The following is an 11,517-nucleotide window of genomic DNA, read 5'->3' on the forward strand; positions in this document are numbered from 1 at the left end:
GGGGGGCCGCCCCCCCCCCCCTCCGCGGGGGGGCCTCAAACCCCAGCCCCGCCGGCGCTGGGGCGAGCGCCGCGCAGCGGCACGGGTCAGACGCGGGACGGGGTGCGGCGGCCCAGGGGGGCGGGGACCGTGTCCCGCCACAGGGCCCGGCAGGCCAGCACGGTGGCCGCCACCAGCAGGCCGTTGCGCAGCAACAGCAGGCCGAGGCCCAGGCCGTCACTGCGCACCACGTGCGAAAAGCCCAGCGGGAACTCCGCGAAGGTCACCGCGGCCGCCCCCAGCACCACCCGCACCGGCACCCCTATCCGCGAGGACCGCAGGGACAGGCAGACCGCCCCCAGCCCCACCAGCCACACCAGGTACTGCGGGGAGAGCACCCGGCTCGTGGTGGTGAAGAGCAGCACCGCCGCGAAGGCCGCGTCCGCCACCGTGTGCGGCCCGAAGGCCCGGGCCCGGGCCCGCCACACCAGCAGCCACGCGAAGGCCCCCAGGGACAGCGCCAGCGCGGCCCGGCTGACCAGCGGCACGTACGGGCCCATGAACTCCACGGAGCCGTAGTTCATCAGCACCGCCCCCGGCCAGCCGAAGTGCCGGGCCACGTGGAAGACCAGCGCGCCCAGCGACTCCACCTCCGTGCCCCGGTCGCGCTGGAAGGCCAGGAAGGCCAGCGCCCCCGGCATCAGCACGGTGAACGCGGCCAGCAGGCCCGCCGCGGAGACCCCCGCCGAGACCCAGGCCGCCCGGTCCCGCACCCCGGCCAGCAGCAGCGCCGGCCACACCTTGAGCACCGCGCCCAGCCCGATCAGCGGCCCGCGCAGCCGGGGCACCAGCAGCGCCGCCACCGCCACCGCCGTCACCATCAGGTCGTACCGGGCGTACGGGGTCGGCCCCAGCAGCGGCAGCCCGGCCACCCACGCCCAGGCCCCGGCCAGCCGCCGGCCCGGCCGCCGCCCGGCCCGTACCAGCAGCCAGGTCACCACCGCGTCCGTGACCAGCGCCAGGACGAAGAAGGCGGTGGCGTACGGCAGGAACGGCAGCAGCGCGGGGGAGAGCACCGGCAGCGCGGCGCCCGGCGGGTACTGCCAGGTGACGTCGTCCAGCGGGAACGTCCCGGTGCGCAGTACCTGGTACCAGCCCTGGTAGATGACGGACACGTCGGTGGTCACGTCCGGACCGGGCAGCACCAGCACCCGCAGGACGCAGAGCAGCAGCAGGGCCCTGGTGGCCGTCCAGGCGGTCAAGAGCATCGCGCCATGATGCCGTGCCGCCGGGCCCCGGAGCCATTCGCCACGGCCGTTCGGTACTGTCGCTGACGATGCACAAGACCCTGATCGTGACCAATGACTTCCCGCCCCGTCCCGGCGGCATCCAGGCGTTCCTGCACAACATGGCGCTGCGGCTGGACCCGGAGCGGATCGTCGTCTACGCCTCCACCTGGAAGCACAGTGCGGAGGGCCGGGCGGCCACCGCCGCCTTCGACGCCGAGCAGCCCTTCACGGTCGTGCGGGACCGGACCACGATGCTGCTGCCCACGCCCCGGGTGACCCGCCGGGCCGCCGGGCTGCTGCGCGAACACGGCTGCGAGTCGGTGTGGTTCGGCGCGGCGGCCCCGCTGGGCCTGATGGCCCCGGCGCTGCGGCGGGCCGGGGCGAAGCGGCTGGTGGCCACCACGCACGGCCACGAGGCCGGCTGGGCCCAGCTGCCGGCCGCGCGGCAGTTGCTGCGGCGGATCGGTGAGGGCACCGACACGATCACCTACTTGGGCGAGTACACCCGCTCGCGGATCGCGTCCGCGCTGACCCCCGCGGCGGCCGGCCGGATGGTGCAGCTGCCGCCGGGGGTGGACGAGAAGACCTTCCACCCCGGCTCCGGGGGCGCCGAGGTCCGGGCCCGGCTCGGGCTGGCGGACCGGCCGGTGGTGGTGTGCGTCTCGCGGCTGGTGCCGCGCAAGGGGCAGGACACCCTGATCCGGGCCATGCCGTCGATCCTGGCGCGGGTGCCGGACGCGGTCCTGCTGATCGTGGGCGGCGGGCCATACGAGGCGGAGCTGCGGAAGCTGGCCGGCGCGAGCGGGGTCGGGGACTCGGTGCGGTTCACCGGCGCGGTGCCGTGGGCCGAGCTGCCGGCCCACTACGGCGCCGGGGACGTCTTCGCGATGCCCTGCCGGACGCGGCGGGGCGGGCTGGACGTCGAGGGGCTGGGCATCGTGTACCTGGAGGCTTCGGCCACCGGGCTGCCGGTGGTGGCCGGTGACTCGGGGGGCGCGCCGGACGCGGTGCTGGACGGCGAGACCGGCTGGGTGGTCCGGGGCGAGGACCCCCGCGAGTGCGCCGACCGCATCACCACCCTCCTCCAGGACCCGCAGCTCCGCTCCCGCATGGGCGAACGCGGCCGCGCCTGGGTCGAAGAGAAGTGGCGCTGGGACCTCCTCGCAGAATCCCTCCGCACCCTCCTCTGACCCCTTGCCTGGGCCCGGCCCAACGCGGCACAAGGGGTGGGCGGGCCCCGGGTTTCGGGGCTCCGCCCCGGGGCCCGCGCCTCAAGGGCCGGCGGGGCCCCGGCGGCGGCGGAGCTGACTGTTACTCAGATTTCTGTCAACACCACGTATGGGCGGACGGCCGAATTCCGCCCATGATGCGGCCATGACACCTAATCTGACGCGCCGTCACCTCCTCGGTCTCGGCGCCCTCCAGACCGCCGCCGCGCTCGGTTTCACCCGGATCGGGCTGGCGTCGGCGGCCGCCGCCGAGCCCGCCGCCACCGACTACGCCCCCGCCGTGGTCGTCGGTTCCGGCTACGGCGCCGCGGTGGCCGCGCTGCGGCTCGGGCAGGCCGGGGTGCGGACCGTGGTCGTCGAGATGGGCCGGCTCTGGGACACGGCCGGCCCCGACGGCAAGGTCTTCCCCTCCACCACCGCCCCCGACCAGCGCTCCATGTGGTTCCGCAACCGCACCGAGGCCCCGCTCGCCAGCTTCCTCTGGCTGGACGTGGTCAACCGCGCCATCACCCCGTACCCGGGCGTCCTGGACCGGGTCAACTACGGCGACATGTCGGTCTACGTCGGCCGGGGCGTGGGCGGCGGGTCGCTGGTCAACGGCGGCATGGCGCCCACGCCCCGCCGCTCGTACTTCACCGAGGTGCTGCCCACCGTCGACGCCGACGAGATGTACGGCACGTACTACCCGCGGGCCCGCCAGATGCTCGGCGTGAACGAGATCGACCCGGCCTGGTTCGAGTCGACCGAGTGGTACCGCTTCGCCCGGGTCTCCCGCAAGCACGCCCAGAACACCGGCCTGAAGACCGTCTTCGTGCCCAACGTCTACGACTTCGAGTACATGAAGCGCGAGGCGGCCGGCACGGCCCAGAAGTCCGCCCTGGCCGGCGAGGTCATCTACGGCAACAACCAGGGCAAGAAGAGCGTCGACAAGACCTACCTCGCCGCCGCCCTCGGCACCGGCAACGTCACCATCGAGACCCTTCAGCGGGTGGTCGCGGTCCGCCGCGAGCCGGACGGCACGTACGTGCTCACGCTGCGCCGGATCGACCTGACCGGCGCGGTGGTCGAGACCCGTGAACTGGCCTGCAGGCAGCTCTTCCTCGGGGCCGGCAGCCTCGGCACCACCGAGATCCTGCTGCGCGCCCGCGAGACCGGCGCGCTGCCCGGCCTCAGCCCGGCCGTCGGCACCAACTGGGGCCACAACGGCAACGTGATGACCGCCCGCGCCAACCACCTGTGGGACACCGTCGGCGCCAACCAGTCCACCATGCCGGCCATGGGCATCGACGACTGGGACAACGCCGCCAACCCGGTCTTCGCGGAGATCGCCCCGCTGCCCATGGGCATCGAGCACTGGGTCAGCATGTACCTGGCCATCACCAAGAACCCCGAGCGCGGCACCTTCAGCTACGACGCGGCCACCGACTCGGCCCGCCTCAACTGGCACCTCAGCCAGAACCAGCCCTCGGTCGCGGCGGCCAAGAAGCTCTTCGACCGGGTCAACTGCGCGAACTTCACCATGTACCGCTACGACCTCTTCGGCGACAACAAGGCCTTCGCCGACAACTTCACCTACCACCCGCTGGGCGGCTGCGTCCTGGGCCAGGCCACCGACAACTGGGGCCGCGCCAAGGGCTACCCGGGCCTGTACGTGATGGACGGCTCGCTGGTCCCCGGCTCCCTCGGGGTCAACCCCTTCGTCACCATCACCGCCCTGGCCGAACGCAACATGGCCCGCATCCTGGCCGAGGACCCGCGCTAGCGGGCCCCGGACCGGACACGGGCCACCGGGGGGAGCCGACCGCTCGCGGTCAGCCCCGGTAGAGCGCCTCGATCTCGTCGGCGAAGTCCTTCGCCACGACATTGCGCTTGAGCTTCAGCGAGGGCGTGATGTGCCCCGACTCCTCCGTGAACTGGGAGGGCAGAATGCGGAATTTCCGCACCGATTCCGCCTTGGAGACGGCCGCGTTGCCGTCGTCGACGGCCTTCTGCACCGCCGCGTTCAGGTCCGCGTCCTCGCGCAGCGACGCGGCCGTGGAGCCGGCCGGCTTGCCGTTCTCCTGGCACCAGCGGCCCAGGAACTCCTCGTCGACGGTGACCAGCGCGCCGACGAACGGCCGGCCGTCGCCCACCACCATGCACTCCGCGACCAGGGCGTGCGCCCGGATGCGGTCCTCGATCACCGCGGGGGCGACGTTCTTGCCGCCCGCGGTGACGATCAGCTCCTTCTTGCGCCCGGTGATGGTCAGGTAGCCGTCCTCGTCGAGGGTGCCGACGTCGCCGGTGTGGAACCAGCCGTCGGTCAGCGCCTCCGCGGTGGCGCTCTCGTTCTTCCAGTACTCGCGGAAGACGTGCTCGCCGTGCAGCAGCACCTCGCCGTCGTCCGCGATCCGCACCACGGAACCCGGCAGCGGCTGGCCGACCGTACCGATCTTCTGGCGGTCCCACGGGTTGAAGGCGGTGGCCGCGCAGGACTCGGTCAGGCCGTAGCCCTCCAGGACGTTGAAGCCGATGCCGCGGAAGAAGTGGCCCAGCCGCTCGCCCAGCGGCGCGCCGCCCGAGATCGCGTACTCGCCGCGGCCGCCGAGGACCGTGTGCAGCTTGCTGTAGACCAGTTTGGTGAAGAGCTTGTGCTTCATCCGGAGGCCGAAGGACGGGCCGCCCGGGGCGTCCAGCGCGCGGCTGTAGGCGATCGCGGTGTCCGCCGCCGCGTCGAAGATCTTGCCCTTGCCGTCGGCCTGCGCCTTGGCCCGGGCGGAGTTGTAGACCTTCTCGAAGACCCGGGGCACGCCCAGGATCAGCGTCGGCCGGAAGCTCGCCAGCTCGTCGGTGAGGTTCTTGATGTCCGGTACGCAGCCCAGCCGGATCGGCGCCAGGACGGAGGCCACCTCCACCAGCCGGCCGAAGACGTGGGCCGCCGGGAGGAAGAGCAGCACCGAGCACTCGCCGGTGCGGAAGAGCGGCTTCAGGCGCTCGACCACGTTGCCGCACTCCGCGAAGAAGTTGCGGTGGGTGAGTACGCAGCCCTTGGGGCGGCCGGTGGTGCCCGAGGTGTAGACGATGGTGGCGATGTCGTCGGCGCCCGCCAGCGAGGTGCGCTCGTCGACCAGCTCGTCGGAGACGCCCGCGCCCGCGGTGCGCAGCTCCTCGATGCCGCCGGCCTCGAGCTCCCAGACGTGCCGCAGCTCGGGGAGCCGGTCGCGGAGCCCGGCGACGGCCTCGGAGTGGCCGGGGCTCTCGGTCACCACGGCCGTGGCGCCGGAGTCGCCGAGGATCCACTGGATCTGCTCGGGGGAGCTGGTCTCGTACACCGGGACGGTGACGGCGCCGGCGGTCCAGATCGCGAAGTCGACCAGCACCCACTCGTAGCGGGTGCGGGAGATCAGGGCGACCCGGTCGCCCGGCTGCACACCGGCGGCGATCAGGCCCTTGGCGACCGCGCGCACCTCGGCGAGGAAGGCGGTGGCCGTGACGTCCTGCCACGCGCCGCCGACCTTGCGGCTCATCACGGCGGTGTCGGGATGCTGAGCGGCATTGCGGCGGATGAGATCCGTGAGGTTCCCGTCCGACGGGACCTCGTACAGGGCCGGAAGGCTGAACTCGCGCAAGACTGCTGCTCCTCTGGGCGCCATCGCCACGATGTGGACCGACCGGACGTTACCCATCGGTAGGGGGTTCCCGATAGGGGGTCCCGGCCAGATGTTCCGTGCGTCACATGATGCGGCCATACCGCCCCGACAGTAGTCCACCCGGTTTGCGACTCGGAAGTAACCGCAGGTCCGGTGCCCTCTACCCGGCTGCGGGCGGCCCGTCCTAGGGTGATCCGGACGGGTGGTGACCAGCGCCCCGCAGGGGGCGGATCAAGCCGGTCCGGAGCCCCCGGAGAGGGGCGAAGCGGAATGCGTGAGCGAGGGGAAACGATGCGGAACCGGGTCCATGTGGTCAGCGACGTGCACGGCAACACGGCGGCCCTCGCCCGGGCCGGCGACGGCGCGGACGCGCTGATCTGCCTCGGCGACCTGGTCCTCTTCCTCGACTACGCCGACCACTCGCGCGGCATCTTCCCCGACCTCTTCGGCGTGGCGAACGCCGACCGCATCGTGGCGCTGCGGACCGCGAAGAAGTTCGCGGAAGCGAGCGCCTTCGGGCGGAGCCTGTGGGCGGGCCTGGACCGGGAGCAGGTCATCGAGGAGGCGGTCCGCCGCCAGTACGACGAGATGTTCGCGGCCTTCCCGGCCCCCACCTACGCCACCTACGGCAACGTGGACATCCCCAGGCTCTGGCCCGAGTACGCCCGCCCCGGGCTCACCGTCCTGGACGGCGAGCGGGTCGAGATCGGCGGCCGGGTGTTCGGCTTCGTCGGCGGCGGCCTGCCCTCGCCGATGCGCACCCCCTACGAAGTGGACGTGGCGGAGTACGCCGCCAAGGTCGAGGCCCTGGGCGAGGTGGACGTGCTCTGCTCGCACATCCCGCCGGAGGTGCCCGAGCTCTGCTACGACACCGTCGCCCGCCGCTTCGAGCGGGGCAGCCGGGCCCTGCTGGACGCCATCCACCGCACCCGGCCGCGGTACGCCCTCTTCGGGCACGTGCACCAGCCGCTGGCGCAGCGGATGCGGATCGGCGCGACCGAGTGCGTGAACGTCGGGCACTTCGCGTCCACCGGGCGCCCCTGGGCCCTGGAGTGGTGACCCGCGTTCTGCGCGGTAGCCTTCACGCGTCGCATTCTCCCTAACCAAGCCTCTGGAGGAGCCGCAGCGATGGCGGAACACACCAGCTCCAGCATCACGATCGAGGCGACCCCGGCCGCCGTCATGGCCGTGATCGCCGACTTCGCCCGCTACCCGGAGTGGACCGGCGAGGTGAAGGAGGCCGAGGTGCTGGCCACCGACGCCGCGGGGCGGGCCGAGCAGGTCCGGCTCCTGCTGGATGCCGGCGCCATCAGGGACGACCACACCCTCGCCTACACCTGGACCGGCACCGACGAGGTCAGCTGGACGCTGGTCAAGTCGCAGATGCTGCGGGTGCTGGACGGCTCCTACCGGCTCGCGCCGCGGGACGGGGGCGCCACCGAGGTCACGTACTCCCTCACCGTGGACGTCAAGATCCCCATGCTCGGCATGATCAAGCGCAAGGCCGAGAAGGTCATCATCGACCGCGCCCTGGCCGGCCTGAAGAAGCGAGTCGAGTCCGCCTGACGGTTCGCCGGCGAGGCTGGAAATCCAGCCTCGCCCGGGGGTCCCCCCAGACGGAGTCTGGGGGAGATTGAGGCGCGGGTCCGGGCGGAGCCCGGGGAACGGTGGAAGGGCGGGTAGGGGACCGGCCCCGCAGGGCAACGGCACCCGCAGCACACGGCACCAACGGAGCAGACGCATGCGCACGCTTTTGATCACCGGGCCCGGCGGGGCGGGCAGCACGACCGTGGCCGCCGCCACGGCGCGGGCTGCCGCCGCGGACGGCACCCGCGTCCTGCTGGTGAGCGCCGAGCCCCGGCAGAGGGTCGAGGGACTGCTCGGTGCCGACACCACCGTCGCGGTACGGACCGTCGACCCCGACGCCACCTTCCGCGAGGAACTGGTCACCCTCCAGGCCCGCGGCACCACCGTCCTCAACCTGCTCGGCGCCCGCCCCCTGCAGGCCGAGGAGCTGACCGCGGTCCCCGGCGCCGGCCAGTTCGCCCTGCTCCGCGCCCTGCGCCGGGCCGCCTCCGGCGGCGCCCACGACCTGGTCGTCGTCGACCTGCCGCCGCTGCGCGAGGCCGTCGACCTGCTCGCCCTCCCCGCCCAGCTGCGCCGCTACCTGCGCCGGCTGCTGCCCGCCGAGCGGCAGGCCGCCCGCGCGCTGCGCCCGGTACTCGCCCAGCTGGCCGGGGTGCCGATGCCCGCCCAGTGGCTGTACGAGACGGCGGCCCGCTGGGACGAGGAGCTGGCGGCCGTGGAGGCCGTGATCGCGGACCCCGGCACGGCCGTGCGGGTCGTCGCCGAACCGGGCCCGGCCGCCACCGGGGCCGTCCGCACCGGACTGCTCGGCCTCGCCCTGCACCGGCTGCCGGTCGAGGGCCTGGCCGCCAACCGCGTGCTGCCCCGGGACAGCGCCGACACCTGGCTGGCCGCCCTCGCCGCCCAGCAGGACAAGTGCCTGGCCGAATGGGCCGCCGCCGCGGTGCCGGTCCGCGAGCTGCCGCACCTCGGACACGACCCGGCCGGCCCCGGCGACCTGGACCGGCTGCCCGTCGGCCGGCCCGGCCCCGCCGCCCGGCCGCAGTGGGAGGTGGCCGACCGCCGCGCCGAGGACGGCGTCCTGGTCTGGCGGATCCCGCTGCCCGGCGCCACCAAGGACGCCCTGGACCTGGTCCGGCGCGGGGACGAGCTGCTGCTCGCCGCCGGGCCCTTCCGCAGGATCGTTCCGCTGCCCTCCGCGCTGCGCCGCTGCACCGTCTCCGGGGCCGCCCTGCGCGACGGCGAGCTGGCCGTCCGCTTCACCCCCGACCCGGCCCTCTGGCCCGCCCGCTGAGCGGCCTTCGGCGCCCCGCCGCCGTCCGGTACCGTCGAAGGTGTCACCGCCGTAGCCGCAGGAGTCCGTCATGAGCGAGGCCAACGACCGTCCCACCGACGAGGACGCCTGGGCCCGGGCCTGCGCGGAAGACCTCGCCGCCGAGCGGGAACGCCGGCGCGCCGAGGACCCCGGCGCCACCGGCAGCGCCGCGGAGGAGCTGCTCAAGCTGGTCGGGGCGGTGGCCGACAAGGTCGCCGGACTCGACCACCCGCTGCTCGGCACGGCCGCCCAAGGGGTCGTACGGCAGTTCGTCAACCAGGCCAAGACCGCCGTCGAGCCGGTGATCGAGCGCAACCCCGAGGTCTTCGACCACCTCGCCGCCGCCGGCACCGAGCTGCTGGCCGCCTACCGCTCCGCGGTGACCGGCCACGAGCGCCGCTGGACCAGGGAGCCGGGCGCCGCCCCGGGACCCGCGACCGCCGCCGGACCGGCCGACGGCCGGGACCCCGGCGACGAGGACCCGGGCCCCTCGGAGCGCATCGACCTCGACTGAGCCCCCAGCGGGCTCGGGTACGGTTGGCCGTGGCGGGGTTTGACCGGAAACCGAGGGACTAATGGCACTCACCATCGGCGTCGACATCGGCGGCACGAAGATCGCGGCCGGAGTGGTCGACGAAGAGGGCACCATCCTGGAGAAGTACAAGGTGCCCACCCCGCCGACCGCGGACGGCGTCACGGAGGCGATCTGCACCGCCGTGGCCGAGGTCAGCAAGGGCCACACCGTCGAGGCCGTCGGCATCGGCGCGGCCGGCTACGTCGACGACAAGCGCGCCACCGTACTCTTCGCCCCCAACATCAACTGGCGCCACGAACCGCTCAAGGACAAGGTCGAGCAGCGCATCGGCCTGCCCGTGGTCGTCGAGAACGACGCGAACTGCGCCGCCTGGGGCGAGTACCGCTTCGGCGCCGGCCAGGGCCACGAGGACGTCATCTGCATCACCCTGGGCACCGGCCTGGGCGGCGGCATCATCATCGGCAACAAGCTGCGCCGCGGCCGCTTCGGCGTGGCCGCCGAGTTCGGCCACATCCGGGTGGTCCCGGACGGCCTGCTCTGCGGCTGCGGCAGCCAGGGCTGCTGGGAGCAGTACGCCTCCGGCCGCGCCCTGGTCCGGTACGCCAAGCAGCGCGCCAACGCCACCCCCGAGAACGCCCAGATCCTGCTCGGCCTCGGCGACGGCACGCCCGAGGGCATCGAGGGCAAGCACATCAGCCAGGCCGCCCGGCAGGGCTGCCCGGTGGCCGTGGACTCCTTCCGCGAGCTGGCCCGCTGGGCCGGCGCGGGCCTGGCCGACCTGGCCTCGCTCTTCGACCCCTCGGCCTTCATCGTCGGCGGCGGCGTCTCCGACGAGGGCGAGCTGGTCCTCGACCCGATCCGCAAGTCCTTCCGGCGCTGGCTGATCGGCGGCCAGTGGCGGCCGCACGCCCAGGTGCTCGCGGCCCAGCTCGGCGGCAAGGCCGGCCTGGTCGGCGCGGCGGACCTGGCCCGCCAGGGCTGAGCCGGCCCGCTCGACGACGGTTGCCCGTCGCGCCCCCTGGGGGTGCGGCGGGCAACTGCCTATGTTGGGGGCCATGGCGATGACTGATCTTCCCAACTCCCGTACCGAGGACGACGGTTCCGCGGTGGTCCGGGTGCTCTCGTACAACATTCGCTCCCTGCGCGACGACGAGGACGCGCTGGCCCGGGTGATCCGGGCCTGCGCCCCCGACCTGGTCTTCGTCCAGGAGGCCCCGCGGTTCTTCCGCTGGCGCAAGCACGCGGCCCGGCTCGCCTCCAAGGCCGACCTGGTGGTGCTCGGCGGCGGCGCGACCGCGGCCGGCCCGGCGCTGCTGTGCTCGCTGCGGGTCTTCGTGGAACGCACCGAGGACGTGCTCCTGCCGCTGACCCCCGGGCTGCACCGGCGGGGGCTGGCCACGGCCGTCGTACGGATCGGGGGCGCGCGGGTCGGACTGGTCTCGACGCACCTGTCGCTCGCGCGCGAGGAGCGGTACGCGCAGGCGGGGGCGGCGCTGGACGCGCTGCGGGGGCTGGGGGTGCCGCACGGGCTGCTGGCGGCGGATGTGAACGAAGAGCCTTCGGGGGCGGCGTTCGGGTTGCTGGCGGGGTCCTTGCAGGACGCCTTTGCGGTGGCCCCGCTGGGGGGCGCCGGGGACACCTTCCCGGCTGTCGCGCCGGGCCGCCGGCTGGACGCGGTCTTCGCCACGAAGGGGGTGGAGGTGCTGGGGTGTGGCGTGCCGCTTGGTCTGCCGGGCGTTTCGCCCGGCGACCTCGTCGCCGCCACTGACCACCTGCCGGTCCTGGCCGCCCTCCGGCTTCCCGCCGCGTAGCGGAGCCCTGCGGGGCTGGCCCCTGACCCGCCCTTCGCCCGTTCCCCGGGCTCTGCCCGGACCCGGTCCTCAAACGCCGGACGGGCTGGAAATCCAGCCCGTCCGGCGTTTGAGCGCACCTGCGCGGAGCGCAGGTATGCACC

General features: G+C 73.8%; 10 protein-coding genes. 8 read left to right on the plus strand and 2 right to left on the minus strand.

The features are described 5' to 3' along the window. Positions 1 to 86: 86 nt before the first annotated feature. On the minus strand, positions 87 to 1,247 hold the full coding sequence (locus AB0O40_RS36130; RefSeq protein WP_365050208.1) for a glycosyltransferase family 87 protein: 1,161 nt from the start codon (positions 1,245 to 1,247) through the stop codon (positions 87 to 89). Between the two features lie 68 nt (positions 1,248 to 1,315). On the opposite strand from AB0O40_RS36130, the gene AB0O40_RS36135 reads away from it, so the two are divergent. Together AB0O40_RS36135 and AB0O40_RS36140 are read left to right on the plus strand one after the other, a co-directional pair. Continuing rightward, positions 1,316 to 2,458, plus strand: coding sequence for a glycosyltransferase family 4 protein (locus tag AB0O40_RS36135; protein WP_365050210.1), 1,143 nt, complete (start codon positions 1,316 to 1,318; stop codon positions 2,456 to 2,458). Between the two features lie 184 nt (positions 2,459 to 2,642). Continuing rightward, positions 2,643 to 4,259, plus strand: coding sequence for a GMC oxidoreductase (locus AB0O40_RS36140; protein ID WP_365050211.1), 1,617 nt, complete (start codon positions 2,643 to 2,645; stop codon positions 4,257 to 4,259). Positions 4,260 to 4,308: 49 nt separating this feature from the next. Here AB0O40_RS36140 and AB0O40_RS36145 read toward each other — a convergent pair whose 3' ends face one another. Further along, positions 4,309 to 6,105 carry an AMP-dependent synthetase/ligase gene (locus tag AB0O40_RS36145; protein ID WP_365050212.1) on the minus strand — a complete coding sequence of 599 codons (1,797 nt, stop codon included), beginning with the start codon at positions 6,103 to 6,105 and terminating at the stop codon, positions 4,309 to 4,311. Positions 6,106 to 6,417: 312 nt separating this feature from the next. On the opposite strand from AB0O40_RS36145, the gene AB0O40_RS36150 reads away from it, so the two are divergent. The 6 genes from AB0O40_RS36150 (at position 6,418) to AB0O40_RS36175 (ending at position 11,374) form a co-directional block, all read left to right on the plus strand. Next, positions 6,418 to 7,185 (plus strand): metallophosphoesterase, encoded by a 768-nt coding sequence (locus AB0O40_RS36150; protein WP_365050214.1) that lies wholly within the window; start codon positions 6,418 to 6,420, stop codon positions 7,183 to 7,185. Between the two features lie 69 nt (positions 7,186 to 7,254). Beyond that, complete coding sequence (locus AB0O40_RS36155) at positions 7,255 to 7,692, plus strand: SRPBCC family protein (protein WP_365050216.1); 438 nt, start codon at positions 7,255 to 7,257, stop codon at positions 7,690 to 7,692. A 175-nt stretch (positions 7,693 to 7,867) separates the two neighbouring features. Continuing rightward, positions 7,868 to 9,007, plus strand: coding sequence for an ArsA-related P-loop ATPase (locus AB0O40_RS36160; protein ID WP_365050218.1), 1,140 nt, complete (start codon positions 7,868 to 7,870; stop codon positions 9,005 to 9,007). A 70-nt stretch (positions 9,008 to 9,077) separates the two neighbouring features. Next, complete coding sequence (locus AB0O40_RS36165) at positions 9,078 to 9,542, plus strand: DUF5304 domain-containing protein (RefSeq protein ID WP_365050220.1); 465 nt, start codon at positions 9,078 to 9,080, stop codon at positions 9,540 to 9,542. 61 nt (positions 9,543 to 9,603) lie between these two features. Further along, complete coding sequence (locus tag AB0O40_RS36170) at positions 9,604 to 10,545, plus strand: ROK family glucokinase (protein WP_365050222.1); 942 nt, start codon at positions 9,604 to 9,606, stop codon at positions 10,543 to 10,545. Between the two features lie 73 nt (positions 10,546 to 10,618). Further along, positions 10,619 to 11,374 carry an endonuclease/exonuclease/phosphatase family protein gene (locus AB0O40_RS36175; RefSeq protein ID WP_365050224.1) on the plus strand — a complete coding sequence of 252 codons (756 nt, stop codon included), beginning with the start codon at positions 10,619 to 10,621 and terminating at the stop codon, positions 11,372 to 11,374. Positions 11,375 to 11,517 lie beyond the last annotated feature (143 nt).

The sequence above is a fragment of the Streptomyces sp. NPDC089919 genome (genome assembly GCF_040684615.1).
GTDB lineage: Bacteria > Actinomycetota > Actinomycetes > Streptomycetales > Streptomycetaceae > Streptomyces.